This window comes from Pseudobacter ginsenosidimutans, assembly GCF_007970185.1.
GTDB classification, from domain to species: Bacteria; Bacteroidota; Bacteroidia; order Chitinophagales; family Chitinophagaceae; genus Pseudobacter; species Pseudobacter ginsenosidimutans.
The window spans coordinates 7317526-7339078 of the sequence record NZ_CP042431.1 but is presented as its reverse complement, the minus strand read 5'-3'; the positions used below and the strand labels follow the sequence as shown (position 1 = coordinate 7339078).

Here is a 21553-nt window from a genome sequence, read left to right as displayed (position 1 = left end):
CAGCAATGGCCGGGGTTTCTTGTTTATTGTTGTTATCAGTTGTTCTCTGTGTTATTTTTTTGCCATCAATTGTCTTTTATACAACTGCACGGCATTCTCATATCCCAGGTACAATGCATCACAAACCAGTGCATGTCCGATACTCACTTCATCCAGTGCCGGTATCTGCTGCGCAAACCATGCCAGATTTTCAAGGTCCAGGTCATGACCTGCATTGATACCGAGCTTCAGCTCAGCGGCGCGTTTGGCTGCCGCCACATAAGGAGCAATGGCCTGTTCTTTTCCTGCGTGGAATGATTTCGCATATCCCTCAGTGTATAGTTCGATCCTGTCGGTTCCTGTTTCTGCTGCGCTGTTCACCATTTCGATCACAGGATCAACAAAGATGGAAACCCTGATACCAGCTTTCTGGAAAACAGGAATCACTTCTTTCAGGTAATCCCTGTACCTGATGGTATCCCATCCATGATCGGAGGTGAGCTGTCCTTCAGCATCCGGAACGAGTGTCACCTGGTGCGGTTTTGTTTCCAGCACCAGATCGATGAATTTTTGCTCGCGGCAATTGCCTTCAATATTGAATTCTGTGGTAATGATCTTTTTGATATCGCGTACATCCTGGTAGCGGATATGCCTTTCGTCCGGACGAGGGTGAACGGTTACTCCGTCTGCTCCGAACAGCTGTGCATCCACAGCGGCTTTCACTACATCCGGATTGTTGCCGCCACGGCTATTGCGCAGGGTTGCGAATTTATTGATATTGACACTAAGTTTTGCCATGCCCAAAATTATAAAAAAAAAGCTGCCTTCGGATGCAAGGCAGCGGACATGGGTAGGGATCAAGCAAAAATACTGTTACGGTTTAGGGCAAGGGGGGTAGTGCTTGCCATGAAAAACAAAAAGCCACTTACGGTTTAGGGTTTGGGGTTAAAAAAGGGACGGGGAGAGGGCATTCCTTTAACCTAAAAACCAACATGAAAAAATGAAAAACCACCTGATAAAACCAAAACATGAAAAAACTAAACAAGAGCCAATAACCAATTAACCATTTAACCATTTAACCATTAACCTATGAATCAAACTATGAACAATGTGACCTGCAGTTGAAGGATTTAGGGGTTGGGGTTGCTATCATCCTGATTTGATTGGGTCACATCGATGCTGTGTAACAATTCACCATGCTGATTGATCACATCCAGTCTGCACTTGCCGCTACTGGTGAATAAGATATCATCGATGTTTGTGATGTTCGCTCCCTTGAGCAGGTACCAGGAGAATAATTTGATAATTCGATCCTCTGAATTAATTAACCGGACAATGGCGTGTAAATTCTGATCGCAACTGATTTCTAGTGTAAACGATCTGGCAAACGGATCAGGATTTACCAGCATTTCATTGATCATAAGTTTTGATTTGTTATTCTGATCAGAGAGATGCTAAGGGAATGCCAGATTCTTAATCGTTTGATTTTTAATTGATTATGGGTTTGCTGGCCTTTTGTTTATTCCCGGAACTGGAAAAGCCTGGGAAACTGGGGTCGCAAAGGGAAATGAACGCCGGCTGGAAAATGAACCGGCGCGGGAGGATCTTTTTTGGGCGCTGGTGGGGAAAGATGGGGCAGGGGAATATGGCCGGACTGCTTCGCTTACATTTTCAAGGCCAGCTTTTCATTATCCCTTTGCTCCATAAGCTGGAGGTGCGGCAATTTTTCTTTCCGGAAGATTGAGGAAATAGAACTTGTAAATATTCAAGGCAATTAAATAGTTGATTTCAATTGAGCATACAGGAATTGATCTTGTACATGATAAAACGCAATGAATCAATAGCAGTGACCATTGCAGCAACTTATTTTGAAATACCTTCCAATTCAATGAGGTTGAATCTCTGTCGAAGTAACGTTAATGATTAACTGTAATCTAATAATTGTTATCAATCATTTGATATTGACCAGGAATACGAGTGTCTGAAATGAAGTACTGTAGCAGGTTACAGGATAGTGTAATAACTTATGACTACTCAACTGTTGGGGAGAATCATAAAATAAAAAAAATGAACACTGATCTGGTGTTCAAATAATCTGAAATAATTTGTTATTGCCTAAATTATCATCATTGAATGTTGCACATTCGGAGAAATGCTGACGAGGGTATGTTCGATTGAGGTCTTGGAAACATAAGCGAAGAAGTTTAATAATATTCCACCGATCCATCTCTGCTACAAAAGCTCAATAATTAATCTCCCGCGTTGGTTTGTTTCCTCACCTCAATCGAACAAACCCGAGACAGCAATGCTACAACCAGAGTCCTCAACCTTACCTTATCCTCTATTCAATATTTTGATGTGACATATTCCGGTTCGGTTGATGTTTATCAAAATGCCAAACTGGTGCCAGAGTATAGGATAGCTGATTTTCAACTACATATGATTTTGGCACAAGCACTGCCAGTCCCGGAACGGGAACAGCGTGGGAATTGGGAAGAAAAATGGACGATCAAAGCGGTTATCGGTCACCTTTAGAAAATCTGATGCCGGCAGCAATGAATTGCTGAATAACGATAATGCATAGGTGAGAAATGGAATTTAATATCAGGCTGATCTAAAAACGGGCGATCAGTTTCAGGTTAAGTAAGCGTGGCGTAAGCCTGTTGGGCATGGCAAATACTGTGTTGGAAAAATCCTTGATCAGCATGTAGGAAATGGTATTGTCGCGGTCGATGAGATTGAACACTTCCAGGGTGGCCCAGATATTTTCGAAGTTGCGGAAGGGGTTATGACTGCGGCGGTTGCTCTTCTCGCTGTCGAGCAGGAGGGCGCTGAAGCCGATGTCTATTCGGATATACGGATCGATCTCCAGGGCATTGCGGTATTTCACGCTGTTGGGAATATTGTAAGGAAGGTTGCTGCCGTAGAGAAAGTTAAGGTATACTTTGAAATTCTTGTTGGTGGCGAGATAATCCTGCAGGAACATGCCGAAAGTGACCAGTCTGTCGGAAGGGCGGCGAAACCAGCCTCCTTCTTTGAGGGTGCTGTCGGTAGGATTATTGTTATCGTCGAGTGTGTAATCGTAGTAAGTGTCTTTATCGAGGTCTTCGCGTGTACGCATGAATCCGAGGCTGACCCAGCTTTCTGCATCCTTCACCAGTTCGCCGAAGAGGCGGAGCTCCAGGCCGGTGGCGTAGGCTTTGGCGCGGTTCTCACCGAAGTAACGGATCCGCACATTGTCTATATCGTAGGGAACAACATCCCACATGTTCTTGTAGTACGCTTCTGCGGTGAAGCGGAAGGGGCGGTTGCCGGATCTGAAATTGTAATCCATGCCACCTGCGATCTGCCAGCTTTTTTGTGCTTTCAGGTCTTTGTTGATGGTGCCGTCATAACGGCGAAGCTCACGGTAAAACGGCGGTTGATGATAGAGACCTGCGGCGCCGCGGAAAATGATATCGCGTTCCCAGTTGCCGGGTTTCCAGCTGAAACCGATACGGGGCGAGAGCAGGAACTCTTTGTTGAGGTCATTGTAATTGTAACGTACACCGGCCTGTAATGTGAAGTCGGACGAATCGTGGAAAATGATATTGTCCTGAATGTAGCCAGACAAGCGCAGCACATCGATATCAGCTTTTGCTTTCAGCACTTTGCTGAGCTCGAACATATTGGGATTGTAGGGAATATTGTAGCCGGCAGAATCCTGGTATTCCCATTCATTGAGCTTATCGGTTATGCTTTGACGTTCTACTGTTTGTCCCCACTGGATAAAATGTTTGCCCTGGTCGTAGCTTCCTTTGTGTGAGAAATTGTAGAGGGCGATATTGAGTTTGTTGCGGGCGAAATTCTGGTACACGCCGGCGCCCAGCGGATTGGTGATCATGCCGAATTCCGGCTTGCCTTTATCGAAAGAGCGGTCTCCGAAGAGATAGGCGCCCATGATGTCGATGGATTCTTTTTCATCGTTCTCGAATCGGCTGGCCATCCATTTGAGGCGAAGTTTTTTGTTGAGCTGCTGGATCCAGGCTAGGCCGATCATATTGGTGCGATATCGATCTTCCTCCCTTCCTTCGAAGAAAATGTCGAGGCCCAGGTTGGCGCTGAAAAGCGGCGAGAACACACTGCTGGTCAGCTGGCTGTATTCAGGCATCAGCGTGAATTTTGTCTGGGAGATATTGCCAAGCAGTTCAAGTGAATTGCGTTGATTGATCTGATACGTGAGTTGCGCCTGCAGATCGGCGGAAGAGGGAACATAGTTGCCTTTTGTTTCCTGGCTGCTGAGCAGGTTTCGGTTGCTCCTGTTACGGACGCCAACGAGATAAGTGAATTTGCCGTTCTTCGATGCACCTTCCAGGTGCAGGCCCTGTTCCAGTAATCCGATGTAGGCAGAGCCGCCGAAAGTTTTGGGTTTCTTGTACTGGATATCCAGTACAGAGCTCATCTTATCGCCATAGCGGGCCTGGAAGCCTCCATTGTAGAAACTCACATTGCGGGCAAGCTCGGGATTGATGAAGCTGAGACCTTCCTGTTGTCCGCTCCGGACGAGGTAAGGACGGAAGATCTCGAAATCATTTACGTACACGAGGTTCTCATCATAGTTGCCACCGCGTACGGAATATTGTGAAGTGAGTTCGTTATTCGATCCAACAAATACTTTGATGAGGCTTTCGATGCCGCCGCCGGGTGCGGGGATATTGATGGCGTTCTTTGGATTGATGAGCACGAGGCCTGCTTCGCGTCTTTGACGTTGATCGGTTACCACTACAGAGTCCAGCATACCTGTGCCGCGTTCCATTCGCACTACCACATATTCAGCTTCGTTCTCGCTGAGCAGGAAATTACGCTGAACGGATTTGTAACCGGTGAAGGAGAATACCAGTGCGAATGCTTTGTCTGAAGGCGCTTGTATGGTGAATGTGCCGGAATCGGAAGTGGATACGCCATTTCGTTTACCCAATATGGTTACAGAAACCCTGGCCAGTGGATTTTCATTTTCATCCACCACTTTCCCTGAAAGCGTCGCAGGTTTTTTCTGGGCAAGGGCAGCCTGGGGAAGGATAAGCATCAGGTAAACCAACGTAAGCAGGATAGCTCTCACCGGCAGTATTTTTTGTGCTGTCGAAATTAGTAGAAATTTCCGGATCACCCAACCCGTTTCAATTGGGCGATAGTGGCAATGGGATCGGGTGATTTGAACACGCTACTGCCTGCCACCAGTGCTGTGGCGCCGGCCTGTACGATGGAAGCGGCATTATCCAGGGTTACGCCTCCATCCACTTCAATGATGGTGGGCAGTTTCTTTTCATCCACCATGCGGCGCAGTTGTTTGAGCTTTTCGAGTGTATGGGGGATGAATGTTTGCCCACCAAAACCCGGGTTCACGCTCATGATCAATACCATATCGATGTCCTGGATCACGTCCTGCAACAGGCTCACAGGTGTATGCGGGTTGAGGGCAACGCCGGTCTTCATACCGAGGCTCCTGATCTGTTGCAGGTTGCGGTGCAGGTGTACACAGGCTTCGATATGAACGGTGAGAATATCGGCGCCTGCATTTTTGAATGCTTCCGCATATTTCTCCGGTTCGAGGATCATGAGGTGCACATCGCAAACCTTTTTAGTGGTTTTGCGGATCTGTTCTATTACGGGCAGGCCATAACTGATATTGGGAACAAATCTGCCATCCATTACATCCAGGTGGAACCAGTCGGCTTCACTTTTATTCAGCATATCGCATTCTTCCTGCAGATGTAGAAAATCAGCGGCGAGCAAAGAGGGGGCAATAATGGGCATAATGATTTGTTTATTTGTTCAGTTGTTTGGCTCTTTCCCTGGCTTCGATGAAGCCTTTATCGAGCGCATAGGCTTTGCGGTAGTTGGCGATGGCATTCTCTTTATCACCCATCGCTTCATAGCAGCGTCCCATCCAGTACCATGCATCGGCATTGCTGTTGGAGACGGTGGTGGTGAAGGTGAAAGTCTCCAATGCTTTTTTGTAATCCTTCATTTCGAAATACACGAGTCCTTTTTCAAGATGTGCATCGGTGAACTTCCAGTCGAGGCGGATGCAGGCTTCAAACTCCTGTAAGGCTTCCTGGTAAAGTTTTGAATCAGCGTAATATCTTCCTTTGATAAAATGTGGCTCTACCTGGATCTTGAGTGAATCCCTGGCGATAAGTGTATCGCAGAAGGGGACTGTACGTGGGTCCATGCTGGCTGCATAGATGTCTGCAAGTGTATTGCCGATGAAATAGATCGGTTGTAATTCGTATGCACGTTGCAGTGAGGTGATAGCAGCAGTGGTATCGCCTGTTCTGGCCAAGAGCACGCCTTTTTCATACCAGGCTTCGAAATTGGCGGAATCGATCCCGATGATCTCATCGTATTCTTTCAGCGCGGCGGAATTATTGCCGGTCTGGATCAGCACTTCACTGAGCCTGCGCCTGAATTCAGGGTTTTCCGGGAACTTAACGGTGCATTCTTTCAGGAGTGCAACGGCTTCCAGTGGCTGGTTCACGAGCAGGAGGTTGGCAACAAATTCCTGACCTGTATTTTCATCGGGCGCCATTTTCCAGGCTTGTTGGTAATCAGCAGTGGCCAGCTCATGTTTGTTATTGAGCGAAAGCAGCACGGCTCTCTTCTTATATAAGTCCGCGTCCTGTGGGAAACGGGCGATGGAATCTGTCAATCCCTTGTAGGGCGCTTTGTTCAACAGGCCGCTCGCCGACTGGTCTGCGCCTCCGCAGGCTGCAAGCAAGATCAGGCAGAGGCCGAAAATGAAACTGTTCCTGGTGTTGATCATAATGCTCATTGAATCGATCCTGCAAACAAACAGCAGGCCAGCAAAGCTAACCGTTTTTATGCAAGTGTGTTATGACAATATTCTGACAAAAATAGTGGTTTACAAAAATACCTTTGCCCCGCCTTCGCACCCCGCAATTTAAACTTTGTGAATCATGAGAAAGCTTCTTTTGTTACCGGCGGCCATCCTCTTTGCCGTCTGCATTTTCAGTGCATTCAGCAAACCTTTTCAATTGATCCCGGAATGGGCCGGAACCAGGGACACCATTCAGTTTCCGGGTGAATCACATTTCAGGAATATCCGTCAGCTCACATTTGGTGGCGACAATGCGGAGGCTTATTTCAGTTTTGATGGGAAATGGCTGGTATTCCAGCGGACCAGTGCGAAAGACGGTTTGAGCTGTGATCAGATCTTTGCAGGCCGGATTCCGGAGCCCGGAAAACCTTTCGAATACAAATTGATCAGCACCGGCAAAGGACGCACAACCTGCGGCTTCTTCACCAAAGACGGCAAACATATCATCTATGCTTCCACGCATTTGGGAGGCGATGAATGTCCACCTGTTCCCGATCGATCCAAATACGGCAATAAATACATCTGGCCGTTATACGGCAGCTATGATATTTTCATGGCGGACCTCGATGGAAAGATCGTGAAGCAACTCACCAATAGTGCGGGTTATGATGCTGAAGCCACTTTATCGCCCGATGGAAAAAAGATGGTGTACACCAGTGTGAAAGATGGTGATCTTGAATTGTATGTGATGGACTTAAAAACAGGAAAAGAGAAAAGGATCACTCATACGCCAGGTTATGATGGCGGCGCCTGGTTCAGCCCCGATGGAAAGAAACTGATCTGGCGCGCATCACGTCCAGGGAATGAAACAGAGCTGGCTGAATACAAAGCGTTGCTGGCAGAAGGGCTGGTTGCTCCCACCAATATGGAAGTATTTGTGGCAGATGCAGACGGGAATAATGTACAACAGGTTACCAAACTGGGACAGGCAAACTGGGCACCTTCGTTCATGCCTGACAGCAAGCGCATCATTTTTGCATCCAATCATGAATACAAAAGAGGATTTCCCTTCAATATGTATACGATGAACGGCGACGGAAGCAACCTGCAGAAAGTGAGCAGGGACAAAGGCTTCGACGCATTCCCCATGTTCAGCTATTCCGGAAGGCAGATCGTTTTCTGCAGTAACCGCAACAATGGCGGTACCAGGGATACCAATATTTTCATTGCTGACTGGGAAGATTAAGATTCCCTGAAAACTGGTCTAATTAGGATTTGCGCTGTACCTTCACGCAAATTTCTTGCTATGTATAATGGTCTTCTTCATCTACACAACCTGCTGCGCTGGGTGATCCTGGTGCTGATCATCATTGCCATTTTCAGACATCTGGCTGGTATGAACAGTAAACGACCAGTGAATGCGGGTGACAAAAAGATCGATCTCTTCCTGATGATTGCTGCGCATATCACTTTGCTGATCGGATTGTACCAGTGGTTTGCCGGTGACTTTGGATTGAAAATGATCCAGGCTGCAGGTATGGGAGAAGTGATGAAAAACGGAGCAGTCCGTAAGCTGGCTATCGAGCATCCGGTTGGAATGATCATCGCCATCGTGCTGATCACCGTTGGCCGTGGCGCTGTAAAAAGAGCCACCAGCCCTGCTGTTCACAAGAAAGCTTTCTGGTGTTTCCTCATTGCGCTGATGGTGATGCTGGCAACTATCCCTGGTCAAGGCCGCTGTTCCCCGGCATGCAATAAGAATGCATACCCTCTAAAAAGAATTAGGTCGTCCTGGAAAGGACGACCGTTTTTTTAAAACACAAAGTAAGGGCATCTTACACCCTTGCATCCATATCATTTATCCGTGCGCTGGAAGATCTTGCTCACAATTCTCCAGGTCCCATCTATCTTCAGCAGGTTCATATAATCTGTAAAGGTCAGATCCTTCTGTTCGATCCTGATCTTAGCCTGCGCAGCTGTTCCTTCGATATTCAGAGAAACGATCTCTGATTTTCTTTCAGGCTTTGTGGTGATTGCTCTTACGCGGGTGAGGAATGCTGCCACGGTCTCATCTTTATATTCCCCGGTCTTGTTATCGATATGTTTCACTGTACCGCTTTGATGGAAGGCTTTTTCCATCTGCGCAGCATCGAAGCTCAGGTACAGCAGCAGGCAGGCCCGTACAGCAGTTTCTTCGTCATTCGTTTGTGCATTTGCCTGACCAACCAGAGCAGTGGCCAGTGTTGCAGTGAACAAAATAGATCCCAGTTTTTTCATTTGTCTTGTTTTTTAAGGTGAGTTTGCAGGTATAAGGTTTGTGAAGCAATATTAAACACCTGACGGTGTGTGTGGAAGCTGCTTCGTTGCCTTCCCGTTTTTTTTCGACCGAAACCCTTTCCGGCAATGGATCGAAAAAAACAGGGAATGGGTCGAAGGAAAAACACTGTTTGTGGATCAGACCGTTAATTTGTGTAATTTGTTAAGCCCTAAAACGATTTGTAGTGTTTACCCGGAAACTGATATGGCTGCAATGCATAACCTGGATCTTCTTTTTCCTTTTTCTATTACTGTATAGTGTACAGAAATGGGAAACGGTTTACCTGGCGGTAACGTCCTGTGGCATTGGTGTGGGCTCTTACATCATTTGTGTTTATACCAATGCTCTGTGGTTGATGCCGAAATACTGGAGGAGGAACAGGAAAACAGAATTCTTTATTTATTCTATTCTCTTTCTCCTGCCATTGATCTTCCTTCGTATGGCCCTTGAATATTATCTGCTCTTCCCATATCATCCGCAACAGGGTTCTATAAATTCAGCCTGGCCCAATTCCTGTTCAGCACCATCACTATCAGCCTGGCATTCTTCCTGGGCGCCATATTGAATATCCTGGACGATTATTTCCATCTTCAACGAAAACAGGAATCCATGCAGCTGCAGCAGGCCGCTGCAGAGCTGAATCTGCTGAAAGCCCAGGTACAACCGCATTTTCTTTTCAATACACTCAACAATATCTATTATCTCGCGTATACAAAAAGTGATCTTGCTGCAACGGTGATCGCAAGGCTCTCCAGTATCATGCGCTATTTTGTGGACGAGGCTCCGAAAGAGAAAGTGCCGCTGTCTACCGAGATCAGCTTCCTTAAGAATTATATCGAACTGGAACAGATCAGGATGCTGCATGCTGCTACACTCAGTTTTGATCATGAAGGAGTGGATGAAATGGTCCGTATCCCACCGATGCTGCTGATCCCGCTGGTGGAGAATATTTACAAACACGGAGTAGATAAATCCGTTCCTGAAAACGAGATCTGTATTAATCTGAAAATGGAAAACGGTAAACTGAATTTCAATACCCGCAATACCGTGCATCCTGTTGAAAAGGCTGGTGGAAGCGGGGTTGGGCTGGATAATTTACGCAAGCGGTTACAGCTTTTGTTTGGAAATGATTTTACTTTGACATCGGAACAAGACGGTAATCATTATAAAGTAGCACTTATTTTTCCTGTATGAAGATCCAATGCATGCTGATAGATGATGAGCCTTATGCAGTGAACCTGCTGGAGGAATACATCCTGCAGGTTCCTTACCTGGAATTGCAGCACAAATGCTATCATGCACTGGAAGCGCTGGAAATCCTCAAAGGCAGCAGACCGGATCTCATTTTTCTCGATATCAATATGCCGCATCTCTCCGGAATGCAGCTGGCCAGCCTTCTTCCACCCAAACAGCTTTTCATTTTCACTACCGCCTATTCCGAATTTGCTGCAGAGAGTTACGAGAAAAATGCACTGGACTACCTGGTGAAACCCATCACTTTTGACCGATTCCTGAAAGCTGTGATGAAGGCCGGCAACCAGTTATCTATGAGCACTGAACAGCAGCAACCCACAACTATTGCGCCTCAGAAGTTATTCCTCAAAACAGGACGGGCCATTGTACAGCTGGAATACCAGGATGTTTACATCATCGAAGGCTTGAAAGATTATGTTGTGTTTCATACAAGCAGTGGAAAACATATCGTGTACAAACGCATGAAAGAGCTGGAAGAAACTTTGCCCGCCAATTTCTCGCGTATCCATCTTTCGTGGATCATTAACCGCGATCATATCAAAAGGATCGAAGACAATCATATCTTCATCAACCAGGAAAGGATCCCGGTAGGAGAGAAGTACCGCGAGCAGTTTTTAATCAGGATCAACAAAGACCTGCTCTGAGCATTATCTTTGCCTTTTACATTTTTACACTATGGATAACAGGGAAGCCGGCCGTTACTGGAATGATGTGGCAGAAGCATGGACTGCACTCACGCGTGCAGGATTTGATGTGTTCAGGGATGGTCTCAACACACCAGCCTTCTTTTCAACAATTCCGGACCTGCGTGGATTGAAAGGTGCAGATATCGGATGTGGTGAAGGGCATAATACCAGGCTTCTCGCTGAAAAAGGCGCACAGCTGCAGGCTATCGATATTTCAGAAATCTTCATCAGCCATGCCAAAGCAACGGAGATGGCAAGTCCGCTGGGAATACAGTACCAGGTGGCCAGCGCCACTGCATTGCCCTTCGGTGAAGAGCAATTCGATTTTGCCACTTCTTTCATGTGCCTGATGGATATGCCCGATCCGGAACTGGCGCTTCTCGAGGCTTTCCGGGTGCTGAAGCCCGGTGGCTTTTTGCAGTTTTCCATCACGCATCCCTGTTTCGATAATATCGCCAGGAAAAGCCTCAGGGATGAGCATGGGATGATCCATGCCATTCAACTGGGACCTTATTTTCAAACGGTGAATGGAGAATTGTTCGAGTGGACATTCAATGATCTTACCGAAGAATGGAAACACAGGTACCAGAAATTCAAAGTGCCGTATTTCAATAAGACTCTTACTGAATGGGTGAATGCCATCATGGCTGCAGGGTTTGCCATCGAGATGATCAACGAGCCGAAGGCTACTGATGAAGCTGTGAAGAAATATCCTTTATTACGCGATGCACAGTCATTTGCCTATTTCATGCATTTCAGGTGCAGGAAATAATCGTATGTTCATCTCTGTTATCTGATCAGGATCATTTGCCCTTTTTCCTGTACAATTCCGCCATTGAAATCAATGGCGCGGATCATCCAAACATAAGTGCCGGCATCCTGTAATTTTCCCGCCACCCGTCCATCCCAGCCGGGACTGGGTGAAGGATTGCTGTACACCAGCTGACCCCAGCGATTGTATACCCTGAAGAATTCCACATTTTTGATTCCGGCTGCTACAAAGCGGAATGCATCGTTCCTTCCATCACCGTTGGGTGTAAACGCATTCGGAACAAATACGGATGGACGGGTACTGAATACTTTCACTGTAACATAGGCGGAGTCCACACAATTACCGATATCATACACTTTCACTTTGTAGCGGATGCCCGGTGAGGGCGCAGTATAAAATGCAATGGGATCGGGCATGTTACCGTCTGACAATCCTATGGGAGGCGACCAGATATATTTGACGCCGCCGCGGGCCTTCAGCTGCAATGGCTGACCTATCACAACGTTGGTGTCGTTGCCTGCATAAGGAATGATCCTGGGCAATACGGTGAGCAATACTGTATCATAAGATGGTTTCGGGCATCCCTTATCGTCATAAGCCGTGAGGATGAAAGGTGTGGTGGCAACTGGTCTTGCAATTGGATTCAAAGAGCCGGGATTGATCAGCGAACCGGCCGGGGACCAGGAAAATCTGCTGCCATCCGTTGATCCGTTTAGCTGTCCCATGGCCTGGTAACAGATAGTGATGTCTGCTCCCGCAGAAGCAAGCGGATAGGGAATTGAATTAACATCCACTATTCCCTGAGCAGAGCAACTGCCGATCCTTGCGATCACCTGGTAGCGCTCATTGCCCGGTGCAGCCACGCGTGGGCCGGGAGAACCGGGGTCCAGCACATTCGGTCCCGGCGACCAGGAATATTGCAGTCCATCTGAAACCAGCCGGAGCCGGATGGTATCACCGAGACAAATAGTGGTATCTGGCATCATGTTCAAACTAACGTGGTCCACTACACGAACCATTACGGAATCTCGGTTCACGCAACCGTTCTCATTCAGGTCAACATAATATTTGGTAGTGGTAACCGGATTCACTACAGGATTGCTGGTAGTGGGATCGTTGATGCGCTGGTTGGGGGACCAGGTGAAAATGCCATTGCCTCCTGCAAGGAGTTGCACATTGTCCGGCGTACAGATGAGCGTATCGCGGAAAGCCAGTGCGATCGGCGGTCTGTCTATGATGGTGATACTTTGAAAGGCGGTATCTACACAGCCATTGCTGTTGAAGATGAGAAGACGTACGAGTTTATCTCCTGTGAACAGATAAGTGTGCTGCGGATCGCGGAGCTGTGAGGAAGCCCCGCTGCTTTGGGTTTCCCCGAAGTCCCAGTCCCAGGATGTTATTGCGCCGTACCTTGTGATGGACTGATTGGTGAAGAGGGTGGGCTTGTTGACGCAGAAGCCGCTGGCGCTGAAATCCGGCACCATACCAGGATACACATAGGCGGGCACTGTGACGGAATCAGCACATTGATCGCCGCGGTTCACCACCAGTTTAACACTGTAAGTTCCGATGCCGGCAAAAGTATAACCGGGACTTTTGGTAGTTGACTGGAAGACAATAATATCGTTATTGTCTTTTATCTCCCAATAATACGTTTGTATCAACGGGCTTTGTGAGCGGTTCTCAAGCTGAATGGTGAATGTATTACGGCAAAGCATAAGCGCAGATGGGAGAGAGGCTGCTGCAATGGTACAGGCCGTGATCTTGATCTGCAGGTCTTTCCGTTGTCGGGCTATGACGCGCCCGTTGCGGATCTCTTCCACGCAGACCGTAACAACATACACGCCACTGGGCGGCGCAATGCCGGTGATCAGCCCTGTATTGATATCTATCTGTACACTGTTGCCGAGCGGTATGCCTGCATCGAAGCCATTGCCATAGGGAACAGAAACATATGGGGGCGGTTGTGGATATACGTTACTACCGCCGCCACCTGGTCCACCCGGTCCGCCGCCGGAAGTGGTCATATATGCATTGCAGAAAGAATAGCGGAGTTGATCTCCATCGGGATCGGTGGCTGCGAAACTGTATTTCATATCGTTGCCGGCGCAAACTACTACCAGGTCGTTCCCGGTGAACTGGGCGCTGTTATTGGCCGGGCCATCAGCTACCTGGGCAGTGCCGGGAATCTCAGCGGTGTAAGTGGCGCCTACATTACCATAGCCGGGACTGAGATTGGTAAGGGTATAGATCCTGAAATTGATCTGGGCTGTGATCACATAGCCTTCCACATTACCATCCAGCTCTTTCGGGAATTCATATGTGCCTACCCGGTAGCAAACATCGGGAGGGTCCGTGATACAGGGATTGTTATTGGGAAGCTCTATCTGTGTATCGCTGCTGAGGTAGGCGGTAATATCGGCAACTCTTTGCCCGTTTGCCCTGCTGAATATGGAAATGGTAGCCGGACTGTTGAACTGGCGCGGGCTGCGGCAATCCATAAAGAGCTTCACCGTGATATGATAAAGGAATTTGTTGTTTCCGAGTGATGTATAAGTATAAAACACTTCTCCGCCGGTAATATGGTCGGCGCGGACATAAAGAAAGGCTGTAAGCAGCAAAATGAGTGCGAGAATGTGCTTGCAGCGCCCTTTACCAGCAGCGTTCAGTTGTAATGTCCCGGTGAGCGTACAGTTGGTTTGATAGTTGAATAGACGACAATCCTGGCGAATGTCTTTCTATAATTTACGACTATTTAGCCAAAAGGTTGGCTCAACATCAAATGATAATAATCAACGTTTGCCCAGCTCGATGATATTGCAGTCCTTCATGTTCTCTCCATCGATGGCAAAGGTGATCAGGGTCCTTACTTTATGCCAACCCTCTTTGCCGGCAGCGCCGGGGTTCATATGCAGACATTCCAGTTTTTCGTCATATATTATTTTGAGGATATGGGAATGGCCTGCGATGAAGAGTTTGGGTGTTTTTGCCCAGAGCTCTTTGATGGTGGCGGGATTATAACGGGGGGGATAACCGCCGATATGTTTCATGTAAACGGATACGCCTTCACACTGGAAGCGCAACTTTTCGGGGAAGATCTTCCGGATGTATTCTCCATCGATATTTCCGTACACACCCCTGATGGGTTTGAAGGAGCCCAGCTTTTCGGCGATCTCCGGGTTGCCGAAATCACCGGCATGCCAGATCTCGTCCACCTTTTCAAAATGGCGGAAAACAGCGTCGTCCAGGTAGTTATGCGTATCTGAGATCAATCCGATTCTGGTCATAACAGGGAAGAAAGTGAGCCGCAAAAGTCGGAATAAATTGGGCAGAACCAACACACCGGGATCAAAAGGTTGTATCTTTATGGGACGATTGAATCGCTATGCCATTATTCCGCAATTTCACTTACTGGATCGACAAGCGCCGCTGGAAATATTATTTCCTGATGGTATCACTGGAAATGGACAGTTCCCGCTAATGCTTACAGACTGCAATTGACCCGCGTTCCCGGGGCTTTCATTGATTCATCATCATTACATTATTCGTTTTTTATGCCATTCTATCATAAACTCGGAAATATTCCGCACAAGCGCCATACCCAGTTCCGCAAACCAGACGGCGGACTGTATTCAGAACAACTTTTTTCCACAGAAGGATTCAGTAACGATTATTCGCTGCTCTATCATGTACATCCGCCCACACAGATCATTTCCACTGATGAACCCGTGAATATGATGCCCACTGTGGCCGAGGAAAAAATGCTGAAGCATCGCAGCTTCGAAGGCTTCAAGGTAGCTCCCGTTGCCGATTATCTCAAGAGCCGCAAACCGGTATTGGTGAACAGCGATCTCCATATTTCACTGGCTGCTCCGAAAGCCGGCTCACAGGATTATTTTTTCAAGAATGCCGATGCCGATGAAATGCTCTTTATACATGAAGGCTCCGGCGTATTGCGCACCATGTATGGAGAATTGCCTTTCGGATATGGCGATTATCTCGTGATCCCGCGTGGCACTATTTATCAGATCCATTTCAAGGACGATCACAACAGGCTCTTCATTGTGGAATCCTTCAGTCCCATCCGTTTCCCGAAAAGGTACCTGAGCAAATACGGTCAATTGCTGGAGCATTCTCCATTCTGCGAGCGTGATATCCGCGCACCGCAGAACCTGCCTACATTTAATGAGAAAGGTGATTTCCTCATCAAGACCAAAAAGAAAGGGGTGCTGTACGGTCTGCATTATGCCACACATCCATTCGATGTTGTGGGTTGGGATGGTTACTGCTATCCCTTTGCATTCAGTATCCACGATTTTGAACCGATCACCGGGCGCGTACACCAGCCGCCACCAGTGCATCAGACATTCGAAGCACATAATTTTGTGGTATGCTCCTTCTGTCCGCGTCTTTTCGATTATCATCCCCAGGCCATTCCTGCTCCTTACAATCACAGCAATATCGACAGTGATGAAGTGCTGTATTATGTAGACGGGGATTTCATGAGCCGCAAGAATGTGACCCGGGGCATGATCACCCTGCACCCGGCAGGCATTCCGCACGGTCCGCATCCCGGAGCCGTTCAGAAAAGCATCGGGGCAAAAGAAACGAAGGAGCTGGCCGTAATGGTTGATACTTTCCATCCTTTGCAACTGACTGTGGAAGCGCTGGACATCGAGAATGAAGGCTATACCATGAGCTGGGCCGAGTAATTATCTTCTCAATATATTTATTTGAAACCGTTGCACCTGCAGCGGTTTTTTCTTTGCTATGAATATTGCTCACGTCATTCATTAGTTGTTGGTGTTGGGAATATTCGGTATTTTTCAGGTATAGTCCTTTCATTCTTTCCGCAATAGCTCCTGATATTCTGGCTCATCTTTTTTCAGCATCAAAATTTATGCAGGTATGAAAAAGATAGTCGTAATTGTCTTTTGTGTTTTCATCAGCAGGGTACTGAGTGGGCAAACAGCCGTTCTCATCAACAACGTGCAGATCTTCGATGGCGTGAGTGAGAAGCTTGTTACGGGAAATGTGCTGATCCAGGGCGATACCGTTGCCAGGATCTCATCTTCCCCATACCGGTGAACAGGAGCGCAGCCACGCAGATCATCGATGGTAAAGGAAAATTCCTGATGCCTGGTTTGATCGATGCCCACTGGCATACCATGATGTGCGCCGTACCAATGACCGTGCTGCTTACAGCCGACGTTGGCTATCTCAACCTGGTGGCCGCACATGAAGCGAACAAGACCTTGTTACGTGGCTTCACTTCCGTGCGTGATCTGGCGGGCCCTAGTTTTGGGCTAAAGCGCGCCATCGATCAGGGATTGACGCCCGGCCCGCGTATCTATCCCAGTGGTGCGATGATCTCGCAATCCGGGGGCCACGGTGATTTCAGGCTTCCGTATGAAGTGCCTGCTGCGCCGAATGCGCCGCTCAGTCATGGCGATGCAATTGGCGGAGGAGCCATTGCAGATGGCGTGGAAGCTGTACTGAAACGTTCACGCGAACAATTGATGATGGGCGCCACGCAATTGAAGCTGGCGGCTGGTGGTGGCGTGGCTTCGAGCTATGATCCTATTGATGTGAGCCAGTATACGGAAGAGGAATTCCATGCAGCGGTGGAAGCGGCAGAGAACTGGGGTACTTATGTTACCGTGCATGCCTATACGCCACGCGCCATTCAGACTGCACTTCGCGCCGGTGTGAAATGTATCGATCATGCACAACTGCTGGATGAGCCTACTGCAAAAATGATTGCTGAGAAAGGCGCCTGGCTCTCACTGCAGGCCTTCCTCGATAATGAATTTGCCAATCCGCAATCCACGGCTGAAGGAAGGGCCAAACAAAAAATGGTACAGTCAGGAACTGAGAATGCCTTCAGACTGGCAAAGAAATACAAGATCAAAACCGCCTGGGGTACAGATCTGCTCTTTGATCCGAAATCAACGAAGAACCAGAATGCGTTGCTGACCACACTCACACCCTGGTACTCCAATTTTGAAATACTGAAAATGGCTACAAGCGTCAATGCAGAATTATTGGCGTTTTGTGGTCCGCGCAATCCTTATCCGAAGCCGTTGGGCGTGATCAGGGAAGGCGCTTACGCCGATTTATTACTGGTAGAAGGCAATCCAATACAGGATATCAAGCTGATAGCCGATCCGGACAAGAATTTTATATTGATCATGAAGAGTGGAATAGTGTACAAGAATCTGTTAGGCAATTAATCAATGGGGAAGTACAGTTCCCCGGACAAACAGGTATGAAAAAAATCATTTCCAAAGCGGGATATTATGAGTTGATGATTCCCGATGAATGGACTTTTGAACAGGAAGGGAATATCATTTCCGTATTCCGGGAGAATGATGCTTCTGAAGCATTACAGATTTCCAGTTTTGCAGTTTCCAAAGATTACGAAATGGACCTGCGCCAGGAGCTGGCCGAGTACATGACAGAAAAGATCACAAAGAGGATAGAAGATGTGGAGAAAGATATCGTCGTGAACGGCTCTGTTGCTTTTATCCGCCTGATAGATGCTGAAGCATATCGCGAATACCGGATGATGTTCGAGAAAAGTGTACTGCTGCTGATCACCTGGAATGGCAATTACCAGGATGCGGCAGCAGATCAGCATCAATTGAGCGCCATCACAAACTCCATCCGGATCTCAGGTGTTCATTAAATCCTTCAGAAATTTTTTCCGCTAATTGATTATTGATTTTCAAATGGCTGCCTCTGTCCGGAGGCAGTTTTCTTTTCCTGTATTCCAGTTTTCCTGAAAATTCAGTTGGACGGTATCGGAATTCCGTTATACCTTTGGTTTAACTATTTGGTTAAACTTTATGGTTGACGAAAAAGATAAAGACCAGAACACCGAGCAGAAGATCCTGGAAGCCGCCAAGGAAGTTTTCCTGGAACGCGGTCTGGACGGGGCCCGGATGCAGGATATCGCCGATAAGGCTGGTATCAATAAAGCCCTTTTACATTATTATTTCAGGAGTAAAGACAGGCTCTTCGATGTGATCTTCCGCGAAGCGGCCGCCCGGTTCCTGCCTAAGCTCGGAGAGCTCTTCGCTTCAGATATGCCCTTGCTGGAGAAGATCGAAAAGTTTGTCCATTTCTACATCGATATGCTTCAGCAGAATCCACATCTCCCATTATTTGTTTTGAACGAAATGCAAAAAGTGGACGGAGATGAATTCATGGAATTCATCTGGCAGGGGAAACAACCTGCATTGAAGGCAATGGCCACACAGGTGGAAGAGGAAATCAAAAAGGGCACTATCAAACCTATCAAGCCTTTTCATCTGCTGCTGAACATTGTATCCATGAGCATTTTCCCCTTTGTGGCAAGGCCCATCGTAAAACTGGTATGGGAAGTGGATGATCCGCAGTTCAAGGAATTGATGGAAGAACGCAAAAAAGTAGTAGTTCAATTCATACTTGATTCAATCCGAAAATAAAACAGCATGAACGCTCATATCAAACGGTTCAAATGTGCAGTCCGCTGGCAGTTGATGGCCGGGGTCTTGTTCGCAGTCCCTGCTGCGGCACAGGATGGACTAACGCTCACGCTTGAGCGCGCCTATCAGCTTGCAGAACAGCATTACCCACTGATCCGGCAACGGGACCTGGTGAAACGTACTTCCGGCCTCACCATCGAAAATATCGGCAAGGGATATCTGCCTCAACTCAGTGTGAACGGACAGGCGACCTATCAGTCAGATGTAACCGCTGTTCCGGTGCGTATCCCCGGCATCAATATCGAAGCACCAAACAAAGACCAGTACAAGCTCACAGCAGAACTGAGCCAGATTCTGTACGATGGCGGCAATATCTCCAACCAGAAAAAACTGCAACAGGTGAATGAGCTGGTGGAAGATCAGAAAGTAACGGTAGACATGTACAAGGTAAAAGAACGCATCAATACACTCTACCTCGGTACACTGTTACTGGACGAACAACTGAAACAAACCGCTTTACTGCAAAAAGATATTCAGCTAGGTATCGACAAGATCTCAGCGCAGGTCCGCAATGGCACTGCCCTCCGCAGCAACCAGCAGGTGCTGGAAGCGGAACTGCTGAAAAATGAACAAAGAAAGATCGAACTGACAGCCAACAGGAAAGGACTGCTGGATGTGCTTTCCTTATTCCTCGGACAGGACCTTCCGGAAAGTACCGTACTTGAACAACCTGCGACCAATGAGGTGTCACTAACGGAAACAGTCAAACGACCTGAGCTAACGCTTTTCACATACCAGGACAGCCTGTTCAAAGTGCAGGAAAAAATGGTGAGCGTGAAGAATCGTCCACGCGCCAGCGCTTTCATCCAGGGAGGGTATGGCCGGCCGGGACTGAACATGCTGGTGAATGAGTTCGATTTCTTCTATATCGGTGGCCTCCGGCTGAGCTGGAATCTTGGAGGACTGTACACTTCGAAAAAAGAGAAACAGATACTCAGTATGAACCAGCAGATGGTGGGTGTTCAGAAAGACCTGTTCCTGCTCAATACCAATACACAGCTCAAACAGCAGGAGGCAGAGCTGAAGAAATTACAGCAACTGATCGGCACAGACCAGGCCATCATCGATCTCAGGGAAAAAGTGAAGATCGCTTCCAATGCACAACTCGAAAACGGCGTGATCACTGCCAGCGATTTCCTGCGTGAAGTGAATGCGGAAGACCAGGCGCGCCTGCTGCTCATTTCCCACAAACTGCAAATGCTGCAGGCACAGATCAACTACAGAACCATTTCAGGCAATCAATAAAATAATCACAAACATGAAACAATTTCTCTTACCTGTCTGGATACTGATTGCCGGCCTTTTCGCTGCCTGCAATGGGAAAGACTCCATTTCCGACGCCACCGGCACTTTTGAAGTGGACGAAGTGATAGTATCATCTGAGCTTACCGGAAAGATCCTTTCCTTCAATGTGCAGGAAGGCGATTCCATTTCCAAAGACAAAGTAGTAGGAGTGGTGGATGCTGAAAATATCAACCTGCAGAAAGAACAGGTGCAGGCCAGCATCGAAGCCCTCAGTCAAAGAACAGCAGACCTGGCGCCACAGGTGAAATTACTGGAAGACCAGCTGAAAGTGCAGGAGTCGCAAATGGAAAATCTGCTGCATGAAAAAGCAAGACTGGAAAATCTCATCAAGGCAGATGCGGCTACCGCCAAGCAGATGGACGATATGAACGCACAGATCGATGTGGTGAAAAAACAAATGCAGGTAACGCGTCAGCAGATCCAGGTGCAGCGCAGCAATATCGGAACACAGAACAGGAGCATCCTCAGCGAAAAAAAGCCGCTCGCCAAAAGAGTGGCACAGCTGGATGATCAGTTGAAACGAGCAAACATCACCAATCCGGTACAGGGTACAGTAATAGAAAAATATGCCGAAGAAGGGGAGATGACCGCTACCGGAAAGGCCCTGTACAAAATAGCCGATCTCTCCGTAATGACGCTTCGAGCCTACGTTACAGGCATACAGCTGCCGCAGATCAAGCTCGGGCAATCCGTGAAAGTGCTGATCGATGACGGCGCCAAAAAATACCGTGAACTAACGGGAACCATCACCTGGATATCAGATAAAGCTGAATTCACACCCAAGACCATCCAGACAAAAGAAGAACGCGCTAATCTCGTATATGCCATCAAGGTAAAAGTGAAGAATGACGGCTACCTGAAGATCGGGATGTACGGCGAAATCAAATTCTAAAA

21 protein-coding genes are annotated in these 21553 nt (G+C 47.6%); 13 read left to right on the top strand and 8 right to left on the bottom strand.

Annotation, left to right across the window (positions count from 1 at the left end):
• Positions 1–51: 51 nt before the first annotated feature.
• The 5 genes from FSB84_RS28730 to FSB84_RS28710 form a co-directional block, all read right to left on the bottom strand.
• Positions 52–777 (bottom strand): pyridoxine 5'-phosphate synthase, encoded by a 726-nt coding sequence (locus FSB84_RS28730; protein ID WP_130543903.1) that lies wholly within the window; start codon positions 775–777, stop codon positions 52–54.
• Positions 778–1109: 332 nt separating this feature from the next.
• Positions 1110–1400: a hypothetical protein gene (locus FSB84_RS28725; RefSeq protein WP_130543902.1), complete on the bottom strand. Its 291-nt coding sequence runs from the start codon at positions 1398–1400 to the stop codon at positions 1110–1112.
• A 1193-nt stretch (positions 1401–2593) separates the two neighbouring features.
• Complete coding sequence (locus FSB84_RS28720; protein WP_225979917.1) at positions 2594–5077, bottom strand: TonB-dependent receptor; 2484 nt, start codon at positions 5075–5077, stop codon at positions 2594–2596.
• Between the two features lie 44 nt (positions 5078–5121).
• Positions 5122–5772, bottom strand: a complete 651-nt coding sequence (rpe, locus tag FSB84_RS28715) for a ribulose-phosphate 3-epimerase (RefSeq protein ID WP_130543901.1) — start codon at positions 5770–5772, stop codon at positions 5122–5124.
• Positions 5773–5782: 10 nt separating this feature from the next.
• Positions 5783–6781, bottom strand: a complete 999-nt coding sequence (locus FSB84_RS28710; protein WP_158644167.1) for a tetratricopeptide repeat protein — start codon at positions 6779–6781, stop codon at positions 5783–5785.
• Between the two features lie 154 nt (positions 6782–6935).
• On the opposite strand from FSB84_RS28710, the gene FSB84_RS28705 reads away from it, so the two are divergent.
• Together FSB84_RS28705 and FSB84_RS28700 are read left to right on the top strand one after the other, a co-directional pair.
• The gene (locus FSB84_RS28705) at positions 6936–8042 is read left to right on the top strand and encodes a TolB family protein (RefSeq protein WP_130543899.1); all 1107 of its coding nucleotides are present in this window, start codon (positions 6936–6938) and stop codon (positions 8040–8042) included.
• Positions 8043–8102: 60 nt separating this feature from the next.
• Entirely contained in the window at positions 8103–8612 is a 510-nt protein-coding gene (locus FSB84_RS28700) for a hypothetical protein (protein ID WP_192909892.1), read from the top strand.
• A gap of 38 nt (positions 8613–8650) precedes the next feature.
• Here FSB84_RS28700 and FSB84_RS28695 read toward each other — a convergent pair whose 3' ends face one another.
• On the bottom strand, positions 8651–9073 hold the full coding sequence (locus FSB84_RS28695) for a nuclear transport factor 2 family protein (RefSeq protein WP_130543897.1): 423 nt from the start codon (positions 9071–9073) through the stop codon (positions 8651–8653).
• Positions 9074–9297: 224 nt separating this feature from the next.
• Here FSB84_RS28695 and FSB84_RS28690 point away from each other — a divergent pair, with 224 nt between their 5' ends.
• The 4 genes from FSB84_RS28690 to FSB84_RS28675 are packed head-to-tail and all read left to right on the top strand — an operon-like array spanning position 9298 to position 11825.
• A complete protein-coding gene (locus tag FSB84_RS28690; RefSeq protein ID WP_147122423.1) occupies positions 9298–9678 on the top strand; it encodes a hypothetical protein in 381 nt (126 codons plus the stop codon).
• A gap of 44 nt (positions 9679–9722) precedes the next feature.
• The gene (locus FSB84_RS28685; protein WP_147122421.1) at positions 9723–10307 is read left to right on the top strand and encodes a sensor histidine kinase; all 585 of its coding nucleotides are present in this window, start codon (positions 9723–9725) and stop codon (positions 10305–10307) included.
• Complete coding sequence (locus tag FSB84_RS28680) at positions 10304–11011, top strand: LytR/AlgR family response regulator transcription factor (protein ID WP_130543895.1); 708 nt, start codon at positions 10304–10306, stop codon at positions 11009–11011. The genes FSB84_RS28685 and FSB84_RS28680 overlap by 4 nt, the downstream gene beginning before the upstream one ends.
• A gap of 31 nt (positions 11012–11042) precedes the next feature.
• Complete coding sequence (locus tag FSB84_RS28675; RefSeq protein ID WP_130543894.1) at positions 11043–11825, top strand: class I SAM-dependent methyltransferase; 783 nt, start codon at positions 11043–11045, stop codon at positions 11823–11825.
• Between the two features lie 17 nt (positions 11826–11842).
• Here FSB84_RS28675 and FSB84_RS28670 read toward each other — a convergent pair whose 3' ends face one another.
• Positions 11843–14446: a T9SS type B sorting domain-containing protein gene (locus tag FSB84_RS28670; protein ID WP_130543893.1), complete on the bottom strand. Its 2604-nt coding sequence runs from the start codon at positions 14444–14446 to the stop codon at positions 11843–11845.
• 171 nt (positions 14447–14617) lie between these two features.
• A complete protein-coding gene (locus FSB84_RS28665; protein ID WP_130543892.1) occupies positions 14618–15112 on the bottom strand; it encodes a metallophosphoesterase family protein in 495 nt (164 codons plus the stop codon).
• A 267-nt stretch (positions 15113–15379) separates the two neighbouring features.
• Between FSB84_RS28665 and FSB84_RS28660 the strand changes: the two genes are divergently transcribed.
• The 7 genes from FSB84_RS28660 (at position 15380) to FSB84_RS28635 (ending at position 21551) form a co-directional block, all read left to right on the top strand.
• Positions 15380–16537: a homogentisate 1,2-dioxygenase gene (locus FSB84_RS28660; RefSeq protein WP_130543891.1), complete on the top strand. Its 1158-nt coding sequence runs from the start codon at positions 15380–15382 to the stop codon at positions 16535–16537.
• A gap of 196 nt (positions 16538–16733) precedes the next feature.
• A complete protein-coding gene (locus tag FSB84_RS31320) occupies positions 16734–16913 on the top strand; it encodes a hypothetical protein (protein WP_225979916.1) in 180 nt (59 codons plus the stop codon).
• Entirely contained in the window at positions 16910–18058 is a 1149-nt protein-coding gene (locus FSB84_RS28655; protein WP_225979915.1) for a metal-dependent hydrolase family protein, read from the top strand. Before FSB84_RS31320 ends, FSB84_RS28655 begins: the two co-directional genes overlap by 4 nt.
• A gap of 35 nt (positions 18059–18093) precedes the next feature.
• Positions 18094–18513: a hypothetical protein gene (locus tag FSB84_RS28650; protein ID WP_130543889.1), complete on the top strand. Its 420-nt coding sequence runs from the start codon at positions 18094–18096 to the stop codon at positions 18511–18513.
• Between the two features lie 160 nt (positions 18514–18673).
• Positions 18674–19294, top strand: coding sequence for a TetR/AcrR family transcriptional regulator (locus FSB84_RS28645; protein WP_130543888.1), 621 nt, complete (start codon positions 18674–18676; stop codon positions 19292–19294).
• A 6-nt stretch (positions 19295–19300) separates the two neighbouring features.
• Positions 19301–20599, top strand: a complete 1299-nt coding sequence (locus FSB84_RS28640) for a TolC family protein (protein WP_130543887.1) — start codon at positions 19301–19303, stop codon at positions 20597–20599.
• 13 nt (positions 20600–20612) lie between these two features.
• A complete protein-coding gene (locus tag FSB84_RS28635; RefSeq protein ID WP_130543886.1) occupies positions 20613–21551 on the top strand; it encodes an HlyD family secretion protein in 939 nt (312 codons plus the stop codon).
• Positions 21552–21553 lie beyond the last annotated feature (2 nt).

Coding starts and splice junctions, on each gene's coding strand:
- FSB84_RS28640 (WP_130543887.1), top strand. CDS start 19,301: ATGAACGCTCATATCAAACGGTTCAAATGTGCAGTCCGCTGGCAGTTG.
- FSB84_RS28695 (WP_130543897.1), bottom strand. CDS start 9,073: ATGAAAAAACTGGGATCTATTTTGTTCACTGCAACACTGGCCACTGCT.
- rpe (WP_130543901.1), bottom strand. CDS start 5,772: ATGCCCATTATTGCCCCCTCTTTGCTCGCCGCTGATTTTCTACATCTG.
- FSB84_RS28730 (WP_130543903.1), bottom strand. CDS start 777: ATGGCAAAACTTAGTGTCAATATCAATAAATTCGCAACCCTGCGCAAT.
- FSB84_RS28680 (WP_130543895.1), top strand. CDS start 10,304: ATGAAGATCCAATGCATGCTGATAGATGATGAGCCTTATGCAGTGAAC.
- FSB84_RS28700 (WP_192909892.1), top strand. CDS start 8,103: ATGTATAATGGTCTTCTTCATCTACACAACCTGCTGCGCTGGGTGATC.
- FSB84_RS28685 (WP_147122421.1), top strand. CDS start 9,723: ATGCAGCTGCAGCAGGCCGCTGCAGAGCTGAATCTGCTGAAAGCCCAG.
- FSB84_RS31320 (WP_225979916.1), top strand. CDS start 16,734: ATGAAAAAGATAGTCGTAATTGTCTTTTGTGTTTTCATCAGCAGGGTA.
- FSB84_RS28660 (WP_130543891.1), top strand. CDS start 15,380: ATGCCATTCTATCATAAACTCGGAAATATTCCGCACAAGCGCCATACC.
- FSB84_RS28725 (WP_130543902.1), bottom strand. CDS start 1,400: ATGATCAATGAAATGCTGGTAAATCCTGATCCGTTTGCCAGATCGTTT.
- FSB84_RS28635 (WP_130543886.1), top strand. CDS start 20,613: ATGAAACAATTTCTCTTACCTGTCTGGATACTGATTGCCGGCCTTTTC.
- FSB84_RS28645 (WP_130543888.1), top strand. CDS start 18,674: ATGGTTGACGAAAAAGATAAAGACCAGAACACCGAGCAGAAGATCCTG.
- FSB84_RS28710 (WP_158644167.1), bottom strand. CDS start 6,781: ATGATCAACACCAGGAACAGTTTCATTTTCGGCCTCTGCCTGATCTTG.
- FSB84_RS28705 (WP_130543899.1), top strand. CDS start 6,936: ATGAGAAAGCTTCTTTTGTTACCGGCGGCCATCCTCTTTGCCGTCTGC.
- FSB84_RS28650 (WP_130543889.1), top strand. CDS start 18,094: ATGAAAAAAATCATTTCCAAAGCGGGATATTATGAGTTGATGATTCCC.
- FSB84_RS28665 (WP_130543892.1), bottom strand. CDS start 15,112: ATGACCAGAATCGGATTGATCTCAGATACGCATAACTACCTGGACGAC.
- FSB84_RS28675 (WP_130543894.1), top strand. CDS start 11,043: ATGGATAACAGGGAAGCCGGCCGTTACTGGAATGATGTGGCAGAAGCA.